Here is a 20,009-nt window from a genome sequence, read left to right as displayed (position 1 = left end):
CTAAATGAATAGATCACTTACGACACAGCGTTCGCCGCTGGATCACGTTTTAAGCGGCGCTATAGCAGGGGCGATCGGCGGTTGCGCCGTAGAGCTCGTTAAAGCAAAAGAAGGCAAAAGCAAATCTAAAGCGATTCGAGATGCGCTAGATATAGCGTTAAGCGGCGGTATCATTGGTGGCGGCGCGATTTACAGCGCTAATAAACTCGTGCAAGGCGAGTATCTACGCGCAGCGGCAGGCGTCGCAGTATGCGTAGGCGCGCTCATTGCGGGTAGAAATTTTATTCTTAAGGTAGGCAATGAGTAATCCCTATATCACAAAAAAAGATTTGAAAGAAATTCTTGACGATTACGATTTCGGCGGCAAGAGATACGATGGAGGCTCGGCCGATGGCTTTGCCGGTGACGAAAGGCTCGGCGGTTGGGCTAAATGGATAAACGAGCGGGTAAATTCTGCACCTTTTAATAGTTCTGCTTCCAGCAATAACTCGGATAGTAAAGATTCCGCCGCTCAAAGCTCAAATGACGTAAATTCTACTCAAAGCTCGCAGAATTCCGCTTTCGGTGGAATTTTTAATTCCTTGGGTGGCAGACAAAACGCGAACGGTTTATTTGGTAGCAACTCATTTATCACAGGCATCGCTCTGGGTGCTGTGGCGACCTATTTTCTCACCGACGAAAATGCGCAAAAAAAGCTTTTTAAGCTCATCGCAAAGGGCACCGAGATGTTTCAGATGGGCATCGAAGAGATGAAGGAGCGATTCGAAGACGCCAAGGCAGAGATGCAAGAGTAGTTTATGCAAAATTTTAAAATTTTACATGAGACCAAAACTAGACTACGCATAAAGGTCGCGGGCTTTAAAGGGCTCGATACGAGCGCACTGCAAAAAGCAGCTGCGAGGCTTGAAGGCGTAACGGAAGCTAGATTTAACGCTAAAATTGACTCTTTGATCCTTAAGCTTGACGCAGACGTAAATAAGGCAGGAATTATAAAGCAACTTGAAGCTTTAAATTTAAGCGAGCTAAAATCAATTATCCCCGCTAGCCATAAAAATTTACCGAGCAAAAACGAATTTATCTTAGCGCTTCTTGCGTTGGGCGGAAATTTAATCTTTCGCACTTCGCCTTTAGTGCGCGCATTTAGCATCGTAGCGTGCATGCCTATCTTAAAAGAGGGCATTAAAGAGAGCTTTCGTCACGGGCTTACTTCAAAGGGCTTGGAGGCTGCTGCTGTCGGGATTTCGCTCGCTCGCGGAGATATCTTTGCCGCAAACAGCACCAACGCTATGCTTGCTCTTGGCGAATACATGGAGGAAAGCACCGTTTATAAAAGTGACGATCTGATCCGTGAGCTCGCTCGCCCCGACATCGCCGAAGCGTGGGTCGAGATAGATCAAAACGGCAAAAAGACCGAGATCAAAATCGCAACTTCTAAGCTAAAGGTAGGCGATATCGTGGTCGTGGGCGCGGGCGATGTTATAGCCGTGGACGGACACGTCGTAAGCGGCGAAGCGATGATAAATCAAGCCAATATGACGGGCGAATCGGTCGCGGTGAAAAAATCTCGCGGCGATAGCGTGTTAAGCGGCACGATCGTAGAGGAGGGCAGGATCCGTATCTGGGCGGAAAACGTCGGCGAAAACACCTCTACGCAGCGCATAAAGCACTACATCACGGCATCTCTTAACGAACGCTCCAGCATCGGTATGCATACGACTCACTTAGCCGATAAGCTCGTGCCGGTAACCTTTGGGCTTGCGGGCGTGTCATATCTGATAAATCGAAATTTTATGAGTGTGGCTTCGGTGCTGCAGGCGGATTACTCGTGCGCGCTTAAGCTACCTACGCCGGTCGCTTTTAAGTCGAGCATTTCAAAGGCGGGAAAGAACGGGATTTTGATCAAAGGCGCCAAGGCTCTTGAGTCGCTTGCGGCCGCCGACACCTTCGTATTTGATAAGACGGGCACGCTTACGTACGGCAACCTGGAGGTCGCCGAGATCATATCGTTTGACGAGCGCTTCAGCAAAAACGATATTTTAAATTTAACCGCAAGCGCCGAGGAGCATTACTTTCACCCCGTAGCCGAGGCGATCGTGGATGCCGCCAAAAAGCACGGTTTTATCCACAAACACCACGACGAGGTGGAATTTGTCGTCGCTCACGGCGTTAAAACAAGCATCGAGGGCAAAAAGCTCATCATCGGCTCGCGCCACTTTCTGGAGGATGACGAGATGATCTCATTTGCGGCGCATGAGCAGACCATCGATCTTGCGATGCAAAAGGGGCTCGCGCTGCTTTACATCGCATTTGACGGTAGACTTTTGGGGCTCATCGGGCTTAGAGACGAGGTGCGCGCAAACGCTCGCGCCGTCATCGCTAGGCTCCGTGAGCTGGGCGCAGAGCAGATCGTCATGCTCAGCGGCGACGTGAAATCAAAAGCCCGCACCGTAGCCAAAAAACTCGGCGTAGATCGCTATTACGGCGAACTGTTACCGACGCAAAAGACCGAAATCTTAGAGCAACTCAAAGCCGAGGGGCGAAAGGTGGTCTTCGTGGGCGACGGCATAAACGATGCGCCGAGCCTGATGAAGGCGGACATCGGCATCAGCATGCTAAATGGCGCCGAGATCGCCAAGGCTTCCGCGCAGATCGGGCTTTTGAAAAACGATATCGAGGGCGTCGCACAGGTAAAGGCGCTGGCCAACGACACGCTGCGGCTCGTAAATCGAAATTTCAACGCCACCGTGGGGATAAATTCGATCATTTTATTTTTGGCGACTTTCGGCGTGCTAAGCCCCGTGGCTACGGCGCTGCTGCATAACGGCACGACGATAGGACTACTACTGAATTCCATTAAAGGGGTAAAATTTGAAGATTGAAGATAAAATTTTGGATCTAAATTTTCAGCGCAAAGCAGCTAAAACGGCGCTGGGAGTAAGTATGGGCATCACGGCTCTAACCGCGCTGAATATGAACTCGCGCATGTCGCAGCTGCATAAAATTTCCGGCCTAGTGATGCTAGGATGCGCGATCTGGCACGCTAGCCTTTACGGCTCGCCGTACAGCGAGTTTCTGCAAAATAGAAAAGCAAAGAGCAGGGGCAGAAAGAGATCCGTAGCAAATTTAGCTTTGGAAAATCTGCCGGACAGCAAAAGCTCACCCGCAAAAAGTGCTCCCGCGAAAAGAAAGCCTCGCGCACGCAAAAGCGCCTAGCGGCATAGTGCGTCGCGGCTTTTGAAAGTGAAAAGATAGAAAACTCTAAAGCCGCTAAATTTCTTTAGACGCAGCCGTCGAATAAAACGTCGCAAGCGGTCAAATCTGCGCCGTTTGCGGTTAAATTTACTATTTTATTAATTATTTATCTATTTATCCATACAATTCCATCAAAATTTTAAGGAAAGACGATGAAATTAGTTTTATTGTTTTCGGTATTGGCTAGTCTTGCTTTGGGGCTTGATTGCAACGCCAAGACCTATTGCTCGCAGTTTAGCAGCTGCGAAGAGGCGATGCGGTATTTGCGAGAGTGTGGCAGGGCACAGGAAGGCGGTACTCAGCACACCGACGGCGACGGCGACGGCGTGCCGTGCGAAAAGCAACTGTGCGGTAATAAATTTAGCGGATTTTCTAGCGCGCGCGATGAAAAGAGCGAAGTTTCAAATTTAAAGGGCGCTGCCGACTCATGCGGTGCGGGGAAATTTAATGATAGCGTTATAGCTATAAAATTTGCTTCATAGGTGTGAAATTTTATTTCGGCGCATCTTTAAATTTATAATATAAAGTGTACCGTCTAAAATAATGCTGCCATGCTCGCTAAATTCGCAACGTTCGATTAAATTTTAATTATAAGAGAGCCAGTAAATTTTACATTTAACGGCTGTGTCGGTCGCTAGCTACCGAAATTTTAATCCGCAAACGCTTCACAATATCCTTTAAATTTTTTACCCGTCTTTACCTGCCGCAAATTTAAATTTCGCTACAATCGCTTTTTAAAATTTTGCGCCGAGTGCGCGCAAGAAGCTAAATTTAAAGGATCAAGATGGATTTTCAAATAGACGCCGCAGACGGCGCGGCGCGCGCCTGCACGATCCGCACGGCGCACAGCACGATCCGCACCCCCGTTTTTATGCCGGTCGGCACCGTGGGCGCGGTCAAGGCGCTCGATGCGACGGACGTAGAGCAGCTCCTGGGCGCGCAGATCATCCTTGCTAATACCTATCACATGTATCTGCGCCCGGGCTCGCGGGTGGTGGCGGGCTTCGGCGGGCTGCATGGATTTACGAAATTTCCTCGCAGCTTTTTGACCGACAGCGGCGGCTTTCAGGCGTTTAGCCTGCGCGCAAACACCAAAAACGACGAGGGCGGTATAAAATTTAAAAGCCACATCGACGGCAGCATGCATTATTTCACGCCGCGCTCAGTGCTGGATACGCAGTATGAGCTAAACTCCGATATTATGATGATTTTAGACGACTTGGTGGAGCTGCCGCGCGAGCCTGGCGCATTGAGCTTCGATGATAGATCGCGGCTTAAAAAGCGGATCGATCTAAGCGTCGCGCGCACGATAAAATGGGCTCGCGAAGCGATAGATTATCACGAGACCATGAAATCTCGCGGCCTGCACGCGCATCAAAACATCTTCGGTATCATCCAAGGCGGCACCGACCCGCATGCGCGCAAATTTTGCGCCGAAGCGCTGTGCGAGATGACCTTCGACGGGCTTGCGATCGGAGGGCTTAGCGTGGGCGAGAAAAACGAGCTGATGTACGAAACCGTCGAGGCCATGATGCCGTACGTCGATGCGGCGCGCCCGCGATATTTGATGGGGGTCGGCACGCCCGAGGATCTCGTCGAAAACGTCGCTCGCGGCGTGGATATGTTCGACTGCGTGATGCCTACGCGCAACGCCCGCAACGGCACGCTATTTACGAGCTTCGGCAAGATCAGCATCAAAAATGCGGGCTTTATCAGCGATCACGATCCGATCGATCCGCACTGCGACTGCTATACGTGCAAGCGCTTTAGCCGCGGCTACCTAAATCATCTATTTCGCGCGCGCGAGCTTAGCTTTTACCGCCTCGCTAGCATTCACAATCTGCACTTCTACCTGCGCCTTGCCGCGGATATGAGAGAGGCGATAATGCATGGGCGGTTTGCCGAGTTTAGGAGGGAATTCTACGCCGCACGAAGCGGGGTGCGAGATTAAATTTCAGCAGGCGAGGGCGCGGAATTTAGCGCGGTAGTTAAATTTAGCTACGGCGGCAGCGGGCGGAATTTTAATACGGCGCGCGCAGTTAAATTTAAACGCGACAAAATTTGGGCGATGAAATTTAATTAGCTGCGTAGCGTGGAGCTTGTAGCTTTAAATTTGATTTAAATTCCGCACTTAGGCTTTGGCATCAATTAGAGTTTTATTTTGGCAAAATTTTATTATGATAGAGCTATGTCTTGGAATTTTGCCGTAGAATGTGATGTGAAATTTGGCTTTGAATTTTGCGCCGAATTGCGTGGATAAAATTCTGCATCGATATGTGCTGAGCGCGCGAGATTTAAAGATGGATTTTAGCGGTATGATTTTACAGACGCGATGTAAAATTACTATGGCTTTTGTCAAATAAAAGGGGGCATTGCATCGAAATTTCGCAGGCATTGGTGTTATTTTTGTAAGCCGTGCGTTACGCGTATAAAACACATATATTGCTTTATGGTATGATCTACGCCTAAAATTATGGAATTTTATTACGATAAAATTTTAATGCGGTAGAATTTCACTTTGATAAAGTTCAAAATCCCCGCTAAATTCTGTCTTCGTGCTAAATTTTGCTATGAAATTTTGAGTGGAATTCTATCGTAGCAAAATTTCATCATAGCGAGATTTGCAGCAAAATTTCGCAGAATTATTTTTTAATCCGCCTTAGCATACAAAATCCAAGGAAATAAAGCGGCGACATAACGATAAAAATTATGATGTACCTCCATGCCGTGCTAGCAAAAAATAGCCCCGTAAGCTCCATAAATTTCATCGACGCGCCAGTATAGCGGTCGCCGATACCGATGAAAATAATCGCCGCGAACTCCACAAGCAGCGCAGGAGCAAATAGGATCGAGCCTGCGGTTTTGAAAAACATAAACGCAAAAGCCTTGAACTTATAATAAAACGAAATGAGCCCAAGTCCGATCACGCCGCAGATGAAAATCTGCTCGAACTCATCCAGCCCCAGGCTCTTATCCTGCAGGATCGTAGAGATGACGCACAGGATGATAAAGACGTTGTAATTCGCCATTTGACGCATCGGGTATTGATCGTGCGTCGCTATGGAGAGTAGGTTTATCGCGCGGTTAAGCGGCAGCAGATAAAATAGCGCAAAACTGAGGAAAATCAGCAGGTCCATCACCATATAAACCGTATCTTGATTGACGTAGTCTTGGATCTGCGAAAAAGATAGAAATATGCTTGCGATTTGCGAACGGAATATCAAAATAATGACTATCGGCGCTATGGGCAGGATTATGGATTTAAGCCCTTCCTTGCGGATAGATGAAGTATAAATCTTACTCTCAACGCTTTGCGTAGTGCGCAGATCATCGGTTTGGACGAACTCAAATCCAAAGAATTTCGGTTTTTTTGCACTCGTAGGCTTGGCTTTGCGGTTAAATTTAAATTTATTAAATTTTTTTGCGACCTTCGTTTCTTTTACGGCAGATATATCGTTTGCAATATTTTCGGTAGAGCTTTGAAAGGATGGCGTTTCGGATATATTGTTTTCTGCAGAATTCTTATCACCAAAAATTTCATCGTTTTGTTTTGCAGATTCTTTTGGCTGTGGGGCTACTTTTTGCGCTACGCGGTCTTTAGATTTAGAGCCCTCGACGCGCTTTATATTTATCGCGCTGGATGTTAGCGTGTCGAAGCTTACCTCATCGCCATCGGTTAGGCTAGGATCGCGCTCGCCAAGCATTTCGTAGCTATACTCGACCCCGCCTGTGGCGACTATGACATTTTCACCTCTGATAAATCCGATAAGTCTCATATACTAACATTCCCCGATTTTTTAATGAGAAATATTAGTCAAAATGAACTTAAAAAACGATTATTCTACGGTGACGCTTTTGGCTAAATTTCGCGGCATATCCACATCATTGCCAAGTCTGACGGAGATCTCAAGAGCTAGAATTTGTAAAATTATCATCATCTCAAAAAATTCGCTCATCGCGTGGCTCTGCTCGCTTGTTTTGATAAAATCATCCGCGATTTCCGGCTCTTCCGGGCTGATAGCTAAAATATACGCATCGCGCGCGGCAAGCTCTTCGACATTGCTTTTGGTTTTTTCATAAAGTGCATTTTTAGGCATTAGCGCGATCGTAAAAAGATTAGAATCCGCAAGAGCGATCGGACCGTGTTTCATCTCGCCGCTCGGATAGCCCTCCGCGTGCAGATAAGAGATCTCTTTGAGCTTGAGTGCGCCCTCAAGAGCGAGCGGATAGAAAATATCGCGACCGATAAAGAAAAAGCCGTGCCCATGCAGATAGTGCTTACTCATGCGGTAAATTTTATCCTGCAAGCCGTCTTTGATCTTTAAAATTTGCGGGATATGAAGCATCGCTGAAATTTCAGCGGAATTCATGCGCGCTGAGATGACCTCGCGCAGATTTGCAAGATAGATCACAAACATCCATAGCACCATTACCTGCGTCGCAAAAGCCTTCGTGGAGGCTACGCCCTTTTCGATGCCTGCGCGAGTTAGAATCACGCTGCCCGCCATGCGCACGATCGAGCTATTATCGACGTTGCATATCGCAAGCGTTCTAAGACCGGCTTTTTTAGCGATATGCAGCGCCTCTAAGGTGTCGGCGGTCTCGCCACTTTGCGAGATCACGATAAATAAGGAATTCTTGTTTAAAAATGGTTCTTTATAGCGGAATTCGCTGGCAACTTCTACTTTTGCGCGGATTTTAGCGATGCGCTCGAAAAGATACGAACTTACGAGCGCGGCGTGATAGCTCGTACCGCAGGCGCATAGCACGACCTCATCGATCCCCTCAAACAGCGACGCGTCAAGTTCGTCAAATTTTATCTTGCCGCCCTTGATTACGCGCCCCATCATCGCTTCGGTTACGACTTGCGCTTGCTCGTAAATTTCTTTTTCCATAAAAAATCTAAAGCCCTCTTTTTGCGCATAGCCTTTATCCTTCGGAAGCTCACTAAAGGCGCAATTATGCGGTTTAGAGTTTTTAAAAATGTCGATTTGCCCAAGCTTTGCAACGCCGTAAATTTGATCGTCCAGATACGCGGCCGTATTCGCAAGCCCGATGAGCGGAGCATCCGAGGAGCTAAAGAAAATTTCGTTTTTATCATTTTTCGCGACGATGAGCGGAGCTGCGTTTTTAGCAAAGAAAATTTCGCCGGGTGCTGCCTTGGTGATTAAAAGCGTAGCGTATGCGCCTTTTAGTCGTTTAATTGTGGCTTCATATGCCTTAAATGCGTCGTTACTAGCCTTGAAATTTTTCTCGAAAAGATGCACGATTACTTCGGTATCGGTCTGGCTTAAAAATTTCACGCCGTCCGCTTCGAGCTCATCTTTTAGCTCGATGTAGTTTTCGATGATGCCGTTATGCACGACGAAGCTAAAATCTCCAAAATGCGGATGCGCGTTAAGCTCAGTAGGCTTTCCGTGCGTCGCCCAGCGAGTATGCCCGATCGCGACGCCAAAGCCTTGCGAAGTGAAATCTTTCATCTTTTCTTCGAGATTATTAAGCTTGCCGACTGCTTTGAAGTACTTTATATTCGCACTCTCGTCCATCACAGCAAGCCCAGCGCTATCGTATCCGCGATACTCGAGTTCCTTCAGTCCGTTTATTATGATTTTTTTCTTCTCTTCATTTCCGATGTAGCCTACGATTCCACACATTTTGCTTTCCTTGTTTAAAATTTGGCGCCCATTTTACTACGCTATTTTAAATTAACGAAATTCGGCTCTAAATTTAGTCCGCTTATCCGTTTTGTAAGCAAAAAATTATATAATTAGCACAAAATTTGGCTTGGGAAATCGATGGAAATTTTAGAAAAACTACAAAGCGGCGAGAGATTAAATTACGAAGACGGCGTGAAGTTATGGGATTTGGATCTTTTCGATCTGGGCAAATTCGCCTTTGCTATTCGCAAAGAAAAAAACGGCAAAAACGTCTATTTCAACGCAAATCGTCATATCAATCCTTCGAATTTATGCGCGGATACCTGTAAATTTTGCGCATTTTCGGCGCACCGCAAGAACGACGGGGCTTACACGATGAGCGACGATGAGATCATGCGTATCGTGGACGAGACGGTAGCGCGCGGCACGAAGGAGATTCATATCGTAAGCTCGCACAATCCGTTCGTTACGCCGCAGCAATATTTGGGAATTTTTAAAGCGATAAAGCAAAAATATCCGCTTGTGCATATCAAGGCGATGACCGCGGCGGAGATCGATTACTGGCGGCGAAAGTGGAAGATGAGCTACGAGGAGACGATAGAGCTGATGATGCAAAGCGGCGTGGATTCGATGCCTGGCGGCGGCGCCGAAATTTTTGACGAGGACGTGCGCGATAAAATTTGCAAAGGCAAGGTCTCAAGCGAGCAGTGGCTGCAAATCCACTCGCTGTGGCATGCGCGCGGGCGTCAGAGCAACGCCACGATGCTCTTTGGACATATCGAAAGCCGCGCTCACCGCATCGATCACATCTTGCGCATCCGCGCTCTGCAAGATGAGAGCCTAGCTCGCGATAACGGCGGCGGTTTCAACGCCTTCATCCCGCTCGTGTATCAGCGCGAGAACAATTACCTGGACGTGAAGGGCTTTTTGGGCTCGGTCGAAATTTTAAAAACGATCGCGATTAGTAGAATTTTGCTTGACAACGTTGCGCATATCAAGGCGTATTGGGCGACCTCGACCTTAAATTTAGCCCTCGTAGCGCAGGATTTCGGCGCGGATGATCTTGACGGCACGATCGAGAACGAAAGCATTCAAAGCAGCGCCGGCGCCGGCAGCAAAAAAGGGCAGAGCAAGCGCGATTTTATCGATATGATCAGCACGGCGGGCTTTGTGCCCGTAGAGCGCGACAGCTTGTATAACCAGATCGAAATTTACGAATAAATTCTAAAGGAGGAGCAAGTGGAGAAATTCTTTCATCTCGCTGCCGCGAAAACGTCGGTAAAACAGGAGCTTATCGCAGGGCTTACTACGTTTTTGGCGATGATTTACATCGTGCCGGTAAATGCTAACATTATGAGCATCGCAGGCATGCCGTTTGATGCGCTGGTTACGGCAACTGCGCTTATTACGATAATCGCAACGCTATTTAACGGGCTCTTTGCAAATACCCCCGTAGCGCTTAGCGTCGGCATGGGGCTAAATGCGTATTTTACCTTTGCGTTGTGCGTGGATGCGAAGATGCCGTGGCAGAGCGCACTTGGCATCGTAGCGATAAGCGGGGCACTTTTTACCGTGCTTTCGTTTACCAATTTTCGCGTTTGGGTTATCAAATCTATCCCGCTTGATCTGCGTCGCGCCATAAGTGCGGGTATCGGGGCTTTCATCTGCTTTATCGGACTTAAACAGATGGGCGTCATCGCGCCTAGTCAGGCGACGCTAGTAACTTTAGGAAATTTAAAAGATCTAAACGTTTTACTTGGAATTTTAGGCTTAGCGGTCGTGCTTGTGCTCTTCGTGCTTAGGATCAAGGCGGCGTTTATCTTAAGCATCTTGATTACTTCGTGCGTTGCGTGGGTGGCTGGAATTTCGCCCGCACCTCATGGCATCGTAAGCGCGCCAAGCGGCATAACGCCGATATTTGCTAAGCTAGATATCCCCGGAGCGCTAAAGCTCGCGTTCGTGCCTTTTATAATCACATTTTTCGTCACGCATCTATTCGATAGCATCGGTACTCTAACCGGCGTGGGAAACCGCGCGGGGCTTTTTGGAGAGAATAGCAAAGACGGCATGAAAAAACTATCTAGAAATTTAACTTCCGATGCGATAGGAAGCGTCGCAGGCGCCATTATCGGCACGAGCACGGTTACTGCATTTGCTGAAAGCGCGAGCGGAGTAGAAGCGGGCGGCCGCACGGGGCTTACCGCGGTATTTTGCGCTATATTTTTCGTGCTGACGCTGTTTATGCTACCGCTATTTAAAGCGATCCCTGCAAATGCGATCTATCCGATCCTTGTAATGGTCGGGGTTCTGATGTTTAGCGAGCTTGGCAAGATCGATTATAGCGACGCGGGAATTCTAATCCCTGCCTTTTTTATAGTGTTTTTGATGCCTTTTACCTATTCGATCACCAATGGCTTAAGCTTCGGCTTTATCGCTTATATCGTAGTTAGACTCGCTCAGCGCAGGATAAAAGATTTAAATTTCGGCGTTTTGACGCTTGGCGCGATTAGCGTTTTAGTATTTTTAATGCATTAAATTTTAAGGAAAGATATGAGATTTTATAGTTTTGAAGAGATGGATCGCGACGCAAGAGTTATAGCAAAGCAGGTTAGGGACGAATTTATGCCCGACGCGATCGTGGCGATCGCTAGAGGCGGGCTCACATTCGGTCACGCGCTAGCCAATGCGCTTGATATGCGGACGATATTTTCGATAAATTCCATCCACTACGCAGATACCAAAAAGCTCGACACCATCGACGTTTTCAACGTGCCCGATCTAGAGCTTTACAAACGCGTGCTGCTGGTGGACGATATCATCGACAGCGGTGACAGCATGGTCGAGATCAAGCGCGTGCTGCTGGAGAAATTCCCGCAAATAGAGCTTAAAACCGCGGTGATTTTTTACAAACCTAAAGCGCTTATCCAGCCCGATTTTAAAATTTCAAAGACGGATGAGTGGATAAATTTCTTTTGGGAAAATTATACGATAGAGGAATGAAGCGGCGCCCGGTTAAATTTAGCGGCTAAATTTTAAAGGATTCGGCGGCTCAAATTTTATAAAATTTCGACCATAGAATTTAGCCATAAATTTAAAGCGCCCGCAGCAAGGATGAGAGTGAAGAAGCTTTATCAAAACGAAATTTTCGTAATTTCCATAATGTGCCTGTTTCAGGGCATATTTTTGCTTTATGCGATCTCAAATTTAAGCATCAGCTACTACGAAGCCGAAATTTTTTATGATAAAAAATCCCTCGTTTCGCTAATCGCAAATTTAAGCTGCGAAATTTTCGGGCGCAACGACTATGCCCTGCGCGTACCGTTTATTTTGATCCACTTCGCAAACGCCGCGATGATCTATAAAATTTCAAAATTTATTCTAAAGCGTCGCTTCGATAGAGTGGTCGCTACGGCGCTATTTATGGCGCTTCCTGCGTCGATGAGTAGCGCGATCTTGCTAAATCCTGCGGGCATCATTGTTTTTTTCACGCTGCTGGCGATCTATTTTGCAAAGAGCGAATACAATATCGCGCTTTTCGTGCTTCTGTCCGTTTGCGCCCTGATCGACCGCGCGTTTTTTATGCTCTACGTCGGCTTTGGAATTTGGGCGCTTTATACGCGCAAAAAGGAGCTTTTGCTGCTTTGCATAGCGCTATTTAGCTTCAGCGTGATTTTTTACGACGTAAGCTCGGAGGGTAAGCCGAAGGGATATTTTTTAGACACCGTGGGCGTTTTTGCGGGCGCATTTTCGCCTTTAGTGTTTTTATTTTTCATCTACACGATCTATAGAATTTGGATCAAAGAGGAAAAGAGCCTGCTTTGGTTCATCGCCACGAGCGCGCTTTGTCTAACGATGCTTTTTTCTCTAAGACAGCGCGTGCCGCTTGAGATGATGCTGCCGTATTGCGTCATCGCTACGCCTTTGATTATTCGGGTTCTGTTTAATTCATACCGCGTTAGGCTGCCTAAATTTCGCACTTTTCATAAGATTGCCGTAGGTGTGACGCTGGTAAGCTTAGCGGTGAGTTATTTTGCAGTGATTTTCAGCGACGTGATGTATGAGGCGATGTTCGCAAACAAACCGCAGCGGCATTTTATCTATAAATTTGACGTAGCTAGGCAGCTGGCAAGTGAGTTAAAAAATCGCGGAGTAAAAAGCGTAAGCTGCGAGGACGAGAGGCTCTGCCTGCGGCTGAAATTTTACGGACTGCCTAGCGGGGACAGCGCTTTTATCTATGCGGATAAGCCGGAATATGTCTCGGATCATAAAAATTCGATACAAAATATAGATATTTACAAGCGAGGCGTGCGAATTGCGAAATTTTATGTTAAAATATAAACAAAATTTTTATGAAAGGTAAAAATTATGAAAAAAGCATTTACTATGATAGAGCTGATTTTCATCATCGTGGTGGTTGGAATTCTAGCGGCGGTGGCAGTGCCTCAAATCAATCGAAATAGCCTTGTGGAGGCGGCAGATCAAGTAGCTGCTCATATTCGCTATACTCAGCAACTGGCTATGAATGATAACAAATTCGATCCTGACGATCCTAATTGGTTTAAGAGATTTTGGAGGATTCAATTTACTGATCAAGGAGCACCGGGCTCTGCGGCAGGATGGCGATATAATATATATTGGGATAACGGAGACTTCCCTGGTTCAAACGGACAACCAAATAGCCTAAATTCTATGGCAGCTGATCCGCAAAATCCTAACAAACTGCTTACTTCGGGCTTCGCTAGGCAGCCCGCCAATACTGATGGTGCAAGAATGAATCAAAAGCTAAATTTAGGAGCAACATATAATATAAGAAATATACAATTTACTAATTGCGGTAATAGAAACAATCACACCATCTCCTTTGATTCTTACGGTCGCCCAATGGGGCAGTTAGCGAACTCTAATGTGCCATATGATAGGCTTTTTGTGGGCCAGTGCGTTATTACACTTACTAATGATGCAAGAGAGACCGCTAGTATTACTATCGAGCCGGAGACCGGATACGTAAGATACACGCTAAATTCTAATACCGGCACAGCCGCACAATAGGACTAATAAAATTTTTAGTCAAATTTAAGTAAGCGCAAGGAGAATAATGAAAAAATACATAATGACGCCGATTTATTACGTAAACGACGTCCCGCACATCGGTCACGCATACACGACGATCATCGCCGATACGATGGCTAGATTTTACCGCCTGCAAGGACACGAGGTGTTTTTTAAAACGGGCACCGACGAGCACGGCCAAAAGATCGAGGAGGCCGCAGCCAAGCACGGCCAAAGCCCAAAGCAGTACGCAGACGGCGTGAGCGCTAAATTTAAAGACCTGTGGGACGAGTTTGACATCAGCTATGATATGTTTTCGCGCACTACCGATGCCGCGCATGAGGCGGCGGTGCAAAACGTATTTCGCAAGATGTATGAAAAGGGCGACATTTATAAGGGCGAATACGAAGGCAACTATTGCGTAAGCTGCGAGAGTTTTTTTCCTTCCGCTCAGCTAATCGACGGCGAGTATTGCCCCGACTGCGGCAAAAAGACTAAAATTTTAAAAGAGGAGAGCTATTTTTTTAGGCTTAGCGCCTACGCAGAGCGGCTTTTAAAATGGTACGAGGATGAAAAGTGCATCCTTCCCCTAGGCAAAAAAAACGAGGTGATAAGCTTCGTAAAAAGCGGGCTAAAGGATCTTTCGATCACGCGAACGGGCTTTGATTGGGGCGTTAAAATTCCGCCCGAGCTGAACGATCCGAAGCACGTGATTTACGTCTGGCTGGACGCGCTAATGGATTACCTTAGTTCGCTCGGATTTTGCGCGGGCGGCGATCGGATGGAATATTGGGGCGACGCTCTACACATCGTAGGCAAGGACATTTTGCGCTTTCACGCTGTTTATTGGCCTGCGTTTTTGATGAGCCTTGGGCTAAATATGCCACGCAGCATCGCAGCTCACGGCTGGTGGACGCGCGATGGTAAAAAGATGAGCAAAAGCCTTGGCAACGTCGTGGATCCGCGCGAGGTCGCAAACGCCTATGGGCTGGAGCAGTTTAGGTATTTCTTACTGCGCGAGGTACCGTTCGGCCAAGACGGCGATTTTTCGCAAAAAGCGATCATAAACCGCGTAAATTCCGAGCTTGCCAACGAGCTTGGAAATCTGCTTAGCCGCATCGTCGGCATGAGCGCAAAATACTCGGATTACGTCATAAATTCCAAAGACGTGATGAAATTTTTCACCGCCGAGATAGAGGAAGCAAACTCCTATCTGAGCGCCGCGCTTAACGCGCTTGAGGAGGTCGCTACCAATAGATATTTAGAGGAGCTTTGGAGGGCGCTTGCGCTCGCAAACGCTTCGATCGCGAAATACGAGCCGTGGAATTTGATGAAAAACGGCGAGCAGGTTAAGGCGCTGGCTCTCGTCGCATTGGTCGCAAATATTTTGGCTAAAGTCGCCGTGCTGCTAAGCCCTGCGATGCCGAAGACGGCGGCGCAGATTGCAGACACGCTAGGCTTTGAAATATCCACTCCGCTTTATGAGAAGTTAGTGCTTCGCGGCGAAATTTTAGATTTTAAGGCCAGGCCGTGCGAGCCGCTTTTTACCAAGATCGATCACGAGCTAATGCCGAAGGCGGACTACGATAGGCTGGATGGCGCTGTAAATTCTACAAGCTGTTCGAGCACAGACGTCGCGGCAAAAAGCGCGCTAAACTTAAACGTAAACGCTTCCGGTTTAAGTGCTACAGCGCAAGAAGCCCAAGGCGCGGCATCTGAAGCTCAAATCAAAATAGATGATTTTAAAAAATGCGTTATCAAAGTCGGCACGGTTTTGGAGTGCGAAAACATAGAGGGCAGCGAGAAGTTGTTGCGATTTATGATCGATTTGGGCGAGGAGAGGCCGCGTCAAATCATCAGCGGTATCGCGAAATTTTACGATCCTGCCACGCTTGTCGGCAAGCAGATCTGCGTGCTGGCAAATTTAAAACCCGCTAAAATTTTTAAACATAGCAGCGAGGGTATGATTTTAAGCGCCGAGGACGGCAGCCTTACGCTGCTTAGCACTCTCGCGCCCGTAAAAAACGGCGCGATCGTAGGTTAGCGATGAGAGTTCTAGCGCGCAAGGCTTCGAAGCTCGCTATCTACGGCGTGGCTGGGCTCTGCGCGCAAAAAGGCGGTGCTTCAGATAAAATTTTAAAGTTTTGCCGCAACTCCTCCATTGCTGCAAAGATCGGCGCGGGCGGGCTTGCGTGTGTGGGCGCGCCTTTGGCGCTAAAGCTAGGCGCTGGGGTTGCTTTAAAATTTGCGGCACGTAAAATTTTAACACTAGGCATTTGCGAGCTGTCGAAGTTCGCCGCTTTAAAATGTGCAAAGCTCGGCACGCGCGCGGTTGTGCGCTCGTTTTCACGCACCGATAAATTTACGGACGAGCGCACGAAAAAGCATGCGAGTGCGGATAGCGAGAGCTCTAGAGTAAGCGCCGCGTCGCGCAGAAAGCGCACGGCAAGCGTTTCTAGCGCGAGCATTAAAAAGGACGCCTCACTTTCCAAAAGCGCCACTACTAAAAAAAACGCAGCGACAAAAAGCGCACCCGCAAAAAGATCTCCGCTCGCTAAAAAACCTACACCTATCGCAAAAACCGCATCGACCGCCAAAAGTATCGCAGCAAGTGTAGCCTCTATATCCACCGTAAAATCAGTATCTGTCGCAAAATCGGCGTCCGTAAAAAGCGCCGCGCAAAATAAAATTTCCGCAGCTAGCGCAAAATGGACACCCGCTAAAAGTGCATCTCAGAACGTAAAATCTCGCCGCATCGCAAAAAATACTGCTACGCCTGCTGTTGTAATCGTCGCAAAAGACGCCGTTGCATCCGGCGCAAGTTCCGCATCTACCGCAAAGCAGCCGCGCCGCGCCGCAAAGAGCGCGTCCGCCAAAAGCTCCGCCGCAGGGAAGTCGTAATGGTAAATTTATTAAATTTAACCCGTATCGTAAACGGAACGATGCTAAATAATCCCGCAATCTCCGCGGTCGAAAGCTTTGCGATTGAGCCCGCAAAGGTCGCGAAAAAGGGCGCTTTCATCGCACTCGGCGCAAACGAGCGCGATGTGCGCACCGCGATCGATAACGGCGCGTACGCGATCATTTTCGATAATAATTTCAAGCCGCTTAACGACGAGATCGCCTTTATCAAGGTTGAAAATTTATGCTCGGCGCTAGTGCGGCTGATAAAATTTCTGGGCGAGACGTGGCGGCACGACTTCGTGCTGATAAACGAGGTGCAAAGTGAGATCCTGCGCTACACGAGTGTGCCGAAAAATTTGATGTTTGCGCCGCGCAGCAAGGGTGAGCTTTTCATCAGCCTGCTGAATGCCAAAGAGAAAAATACCTACTTCACCACCGACGGCGATCTTTTGCAGAGCCTCGGAATATCGCCCGTCACGATTCCTGTGAGCGACGATTTTAGGCTGCTTTACGGCGGCTCGATATTTTACAGCAGCTTCGTTTTCGGCGGGCTTTATTACTCAAACTTAATCTTTCCGCAGCTGTTTTTGCCCGAGCTATGCGGCGTGATCGAGTATCTCTCGCGCAAAAACATACCCTTTAAATTTCAAAGCTTAAGCGCATTTGGCCATTTCGAGCCGATTTTTGTGGATAGATTTTTTGACGTTAGCTCGCTTGGCGGCAGCTACCGCGCCTTTATCGCCGAGAGCGATCCTGAGCTTTTTGCGCGCGAGGCGGAGTTTTTGCGGGCAAAATTCCGCGAAAAAATTATCGTCTGCGCCAGCTGGGAGGACCGATTGGACGGCACTAAGATCGACTTTCGCTTCAATAAGCTAAGCGCGCTAAAGAGCCTGCCCGAGTTTCACTACGCGCTGGTTTTTGCGGAAAAGAGCGCGATCTTGCAGCTTCTAAATCAAAAACCGCAAGAAAAAAATCTATTTTTTTAAAGGCAGCGGATGCAGAGCTTTGATGAAATTCTAAACGGAAATTTTTGGATAAAGAGGCTTTACGAAAACGGGCTATTGCGCGAGGTAAAGGAGCAGATTAGCACGGAACTTGAGATCGCGCACGCAAGCTACATCGAGGTAAAAAGAGAGCGCTCGCAGGCGCTGCTTTTTACGAATGTGCGAAACGCACAGGGCAAACGGATGCCGCCGGTGCTAAGCAATATTTTCGGCTCATTTTCTGCGTTAAATTTAATCCTCGGTCGCGAACCTGACGAGATCGCCGCCGAGATACAGAGCCTGCTAAAGCCGAAGCGTCCGCAAAGCTTCGGCGAAAAGCTTGATTTTTTAGCGCACTTAATAACGCTACGTAAAATTTTTGTAAAGCGCCTTAACGGTCGCGGCGAGTGCCAACAGGTCGCGCATCTGGGCGCTGATGTAGATTTGGGCGAGCTTCCCGTGCTTAAGACCTGGGAGAGTGATGGCGGCGCGTTCATCACGATGGGGCAGGTCTATACGAAGGATATGAACTCGCAAACGCAAAATCTCGGCATGTACCGTTTGCAAATTTACGGGCGCGACCGCTTGGGGATGCACTGGCAGATACACAAAGACGGCGCGGGCTTTTTCGACGAATACCGCAAAGCAGGGCGCAAGATGCCCGTATCCGTGGCGATCGGCGGCGATCCGCTCTATATCTGGTGCGGTCAGGCGCCGCTGCCGAAGGGGATTTTTGAGCTGCTGCTTTACGGCTTCATCCGCCGCAGCCCCGCTCGCCTCGTAAAATCGCTTACGAATGAAATTTACGTTCCAGAGGGCGTGGACTACGTGATCGAGGGCTTTGTCGATCCCGCGGTAAGCGAGCTGGAGGGGCCTTTCGGCGATCACACCGGATATTACACGCCGGTAGAGCCATTCCCCGTAATGGAGGTTAGCGCGATCACGCACAAGCGCGCGCCCGTATTTCACGCCACCGTCGTGGGTAAGCCGCCGCTTGAGGATAAATTTATGGGATATGCGACCGAGCGGATATTTTTGCCGCTGTTTCGTACGAGCGCGCCCGATCTGATCGATTATAAAATGCCCGAAAACGGCGTATTCCACAATCTGATTTTGGCTAAGATCGCCGTGCGCTACCCCGCTGCAGCCAAACAGATCATGCACGCGTTTTGGGGCGTGGGGCAGATGAGCTTCGTAAAACACGCCGTTTTCGTGCCGCAGGACGCGCCGAGCTTAGATGAGTACGAGGCGCTTACGAAGTACGTCCTAAACCGCCTGGGCGCGCGCAGTCTCGTTTTTAGCGAGGGTGTGTGCGATCAGCTCGATCATGCAAGCCCGAACTCCTGCTTCGGCGGCAAGCTCGGCATTGATGCGACGACCGATCTAAGCTCGCAGGCGCCGCAAATTTTAAGCGACGAGGAGCTGCTAGCGAAATTTCAAAGCGAGGAGCCTGCTATTTTGGCGCTTAAGCAGCACTTTTGCGATACGAAAAACCCGCTCGTGTTGATAAATATAGACAAAAAAGAGCTTGTAGAGCGGAGCTGGCGGCGGCTTTTGAAATTTAGCGAGCATTTTAAAATTTTGATTTTCACCGATGCGGGGAATGACGCGAGCAACCTCTATATGAGCGTTTGGCGCGTCGTAAATAGCATCGATGCGCTGCGCGACGTGTTTGTGGCGCAGGACGATCGAATCTGCATCGACGCTACGAGCAAGCATGAGTGGGAAGGCTATACGCGCCGGTGGCCGCAGGAGACGCTATGCAGCCGCGAAGTCGTGGCAAGCCTCATAGAGCGCGGCATCGTGCAGGATGAGCCCGAGCTATTTAAGAAATTTGAAATTTTTTGAGGACGCGGGGCGAAACTTCGCGCGGATTTGAAATTTTAAAATTTTAGTTTTGGTTTTAAGGACTGCACGTTAAATTTAGATAGAATTTCGTCTAAATTTACGGGCCCTAAGCGGTAAAATTTTATAAAATTTACCGCTTCGCGAGGGTTAAAATTTTAAGGCGTAAAATTTGCTGCAGCGAAATTTTAAAATTTCAAAAAATTTTTAAAGCGGCGCAAAAGCTCGATATAGCGCAAGCAAGCACAAAATGAAAGGACATAAATGATAGAGTGGATACAAAATTTTTTTAGCGGAGTGATTCCGAAGCTGCTACTAA

17 protein-coding genes are annotated in these 20,009 nt (G+C 48.1%); 15 read left to right on the top strand and 2 right to left on the bottom strand.

Annotated features, from left to right (window positions below; translation table 11 throughout):
* The first annotated feature begins 4 nt into the window (after positions 1 to 4).
* From Q0460_RS00885 to tgt, 6 genes are all read left to right on the top strand, one after another.
* The gene (locus Q0460_RS00885; RefSeq protein ID WP_177386687.1) at positions 5 to 307 is read left to right on the top strand and encodes a Cys/Met metabolism pyridoxal-phosphate-dependent enzyme; all 303 of its coding nucleotides are present in this window, start codon (positions 5 to 7) and stop codon (positions 305 to 307) included.
* Entirely contained in the window at positions 300 to 794 is a 495-nt protein-coding gene (locus tag Q0460_RS00880) for a hypothetical protein (protein WP_299083701.1), read from the top strand. The genes Q0460_RS00885 and Q0460_RS00880 overlap by 8 nt, the downstream gene beginning before the upstream one ends.
* 3 nt (positions 795 to 797) lie before the next feature.
* Complete coding sequence (locus tag Q0460_RS00875) at positions 798 to 2,879, top strand: heavy metal translocating P-type ATPase (protein ID WP_299083697.1); 2,082 nt, start codon at positions 798 to 800, stop codon at positions 2,877 to 2,879.
* Positions 2,869 to 3,213, top strand: a complete 345-nt coding sequence (locus Q0460_RS00870; RefSeq protein ID WP_299083694.1) for a hypothetical protein — start codon at positions 2,869 to 2,871, stop codon at positions 3,211 to 3,213. The genes Q0460_RS00875 and Q0460_RS00870 overlap by 11 nt, the downstream gene beginning before the upstream one ends.
* 191 nt (positions 3,214 to 3,404) lie before the next feature.
* Positions 3,405 to 3,734, top strand: coding sequence for an excalibur calcium-binding domain-containing protein (locus Q0460_RS00865; protein ID WP_299083691.1), 330 nt, complete (start codon positions 3,405 to 3,407; stop codon positions 3,732 to 3,734).
* A 302-nt stretch (positions 3,735 to 4,036) separates the two neighbouring features.
* The gene (gene tgt, locus Q0460_RS00860; protein ID WP_299083688.1) at positions 4,037 to 5,203 is read left to right on the top strand and encodes a tRNA guanosine(34) transglycosylase Tgt; all 1,167 of its coding nucleotides are present in this window, start codon (positions 4,037 to 4,039) and stop codon (positions 5,201 to 5,203) included.
* Positions 5,204 to 5,894: 691 nt separating this feature from the next.
* Here tgt and Q0460_RS00855 read toward each other — a convergent pair.
* Positions 5,895 to 7,028, bottom strand: a complete 1,134-nt coding sequence (locus Q0460_RS00855; protein ID WP_299083685.1) for a hypothetical protein — start codon at positions 7,026 to 7,028, stop codon at positions 5,895 to 5,897.
* A gap of 60 nt (positions 7,029 to 7,088) precedes the next feature.
* The gene (gene glmS / locus Q0460_RS00850) at positions 7,089 to 8,906 is read right to left on the bottom strand and encodes a glutamine--fructose-6-phosphate transaminase (isomerizing) (protein WP_299083683.1); all 1,818 of its coding nucleotides are present in this window, start codon (positions 8,904 to 8,906) and stop codon (positions 7,089 to 7,091) included.
* A 141-nt stretch (positions 8,907 to 9,047) separates the two neighbouring features.
* Between glmS and mqnE the strand changes: the two genes are divergently transcribed.
* The 9 genes from mqnE (at position 9,048) to Q0460_RS00805 (ending at position 19,693) form a co-directional block, all read left to right on the top strand.
* Positions 9,048 to 10,130 carry an aminofutalosine synthase MqnE gene (mqnE, locus tag Q0460_RS00845; RefSeq protein ID WP_299083680.1) on the top strand — a complete coding sequence of 361 codons (1,083 nt, stop codon included), beginning with the start codon at positions 9,048 to 9,050 and terminating at the stop codon, positions 10,128 to 10,130.
* Between the two features lie 18 nt (positions 10,131 to 10,148).
* The gene (locus Q0460_RS00840; protein WP_298979529.1) at positions 10,149 to 11,444 is read left to right on the top strand and encodes an NCS2 family permease; all 1,296 of its coding nucleotides are present in this window, start codon (positions 10,149 to 10,151) and stop codon (positions 11,442 to 11,444) included.
* 15 nt (positions 11,445 to 11,459) lie between these two features.
* Complete coding sequence (locus tag Q0460_RS00835) at positions 11,460 to 11,909, top strand: phosphoribosyltransferase (RefSeq protein WP_177386697.1); 450 nt, start codon at positions 11,460 to 11,462, stop codon at positions 11,907 to 11,909.
* 111 nt (positions 11,910 to 12,020) lie between these two features.
* Positions 12,021 to 13,247: a hypothetical protein gene (locus tag Q0460_RS00830; RefSeq protein ID WP_299083676.1), complete on the top strand. Its 1,227-nt coding sequence runs from the start codon at positions 12,021 to 12,023 to the stop codon at positions 13,245 to 13,247.
* 27 nt (positions 13,248 to 13,274) lie between these two features.
* On the top strand, positions 13,275 to 13,958 hold the full coding sequence (locus Q0460_RS00825; protein WP_005871625.1) for a type II secretion system protein: 684 nt from the start codon (positions 13,275 to 13,277) through the stop codon (positions 13,956 to 13,958).
* A gap of 46 nt (positions 13,959 to 14,004) precedes the next feature.
* Positions 14,005 to 16,002, top strand: a complete 1,998-nt coding sequence (gene metG / locus Q0460_RS00820; RefSeq protein WP_299083669.1) for a methionine--tRNA ligase — start codon at positions 14,005 to 14,007, stop codon at positions 16,000 to 16,002.
* A gap of 2 nt (positions 16,003 to 16,004) precedes the next feature.
* Entirely contained in the window at positions 16,005 to 16,859 is an 855-nt protein-coding gene (locus Q0460_RS00815; RefSeq protein ID WP_299083666.1) for a hypothetical protein, read from the top strand.
* Complete coding sequence (locus Q0460_RS00810) at positions 16,859 to 17,848, top strand: hypothetical protein (protein WP_299083663.1); 990 nt, start codon at positions 16,859 to 16,861, stop codon at positions 17,846 to 17,848. The genes Q0460_RS00815 and Q0460_RS00810 overlap by 1 nt, the downstream gene beginning before the upstream one ends.
* Before the next feature lie 9 nt (positions 17,849 to 17,857).
* Entirely contained in the window at positions 17,858 to 19,693 is a 1,836-nt protein-coding gene (locus Q0460_RS00805; RefSeq protein WP_299083660.1) for a menaquinone biosynthesis decarboxylase, read from the top strand.
* The last annotated feature ends 316 nt before the right edge of the window (positions 19,694 to 20,009 follow it).

The organism is uncultured Campylobacter sp. (genome assembly GCF_937980635.1).
In the GTDB taxonomy this organism is placed as follows: domain Bacteria; phylum Campylobacterota; class Campylobacteria; order Campylobacterales; family Campylobacteraceae; genus Campylobacter_B.
The sequence above is the reverse complement of the archived record's forward strand: the minus strand, read 5'-3'. Positions and strand labels throughout refer to the sequence as shown.

Excerpts from the sequence above, each read along its gene's own strand:
- Q0460_RS00885 (WP_177386687.1), top strand. The coding sequence starts at position 5 with ATGAATAGATCACTTACGACACAGCGTTCGCCGCTGGATCACGTTTTA.
- Q0460_RS00880 (WP_299083701.1), top strand. The coding sequence starts at position 300 with ATGAGTAATCCCTATATCACAAAAAAAGATTTGAAAGAAATTCTTGAC.
- Q0460_RS00875 (WP_299083697.1), top strand. The coding sequence starts at position 798 with ATGCAAAATTTTAAAATTTTACATGAGACCAAAACTAGACTACGCATA.
- Q0460_RS00865 (WP_299083691.1), top strand. The coding sequence starts at position 3,405 with ATGAAATTAGTTTTATTGTTTTCGGTATTGGCTAGTCTTGCTTTGGGG.
- tgt (WP_299083688.1), top strand. The coding sequence starts at position 4,037 with ATGGATTTTCAAATAGACGCCGCAGACGGCGCGGCGCGCGCCTGCACG.
- Q0460_RS00855 (WP_299083685.1), bottom strand. The coding sequence starts at position 7,028 with ATGAGACTTATCGGATTTATCAGAGGTGAAAATGTCATAGTCGCCACA.
- glmS (WP_299083683.1), bottom strand. The coding sequence starts at position 8,906 with ATGTGTGGAATCGTAGGCTACATCGGAAATGAAGAGAAGAAAAAAATC.
- mqnE (WP_299083680.1), top strand. The coding sequence starts at position 9,048 with ATGGAAATTTTAGAAAAACTACAAAGCGGCGAGAGATTAAATTACGAA.
- Q0460_RS00835 (WP_177386697.1), top strand. The coding sequence starts at position 11,460 with ATGAGATTTTATAGTTTTGAAGAGATGGATCGCGACGCAAGAGTTATA.
- Q0460_RS00830 (WP_299083676.1), top strand. The coding sequence starts at position 12,021 with ATGAGAGTGAAGAAGCTTTATCAAAACGAAATTTTCGTAATTTCCATA.
- Q0460_RS00825 (WP_005871625.1), top strand. The coding sequence starts at position 13,275 with ATGAAAAAAGCATTTACTATGATAGAGCTGATTTTCATCATCGTGGTG.
- metG (WP_299083669.1), top strand. The coding sequence starts at position 14,005 with ATGAAAAAATACATAATGACGCCGATTTATTACGTAAACGACGTCCCG.
- Q0460_RS00815 (WP_299083666.1), top strand. The coding sequence starts at position 16,005 with ATGAGAGTTCTAGCGCGCAAGGCTTCGAAGCTCGCTATCTACGGCGTG.
- Q0460_RS00810 (WP_299083663.1), top strand. The coding sequence starts at position 16,859 with ATGGTAAATTTATTAAATTTAACCCGTATCGTAAACGGAACGATGCTA.
- Q0460_RS00805 (WP_299083660.1), top strand. The coding sequence starts at position 17,858 with ATGCAGAGCTTTGATGAAATTCTAAACGGAAATTTTTGGATAAAGAGG.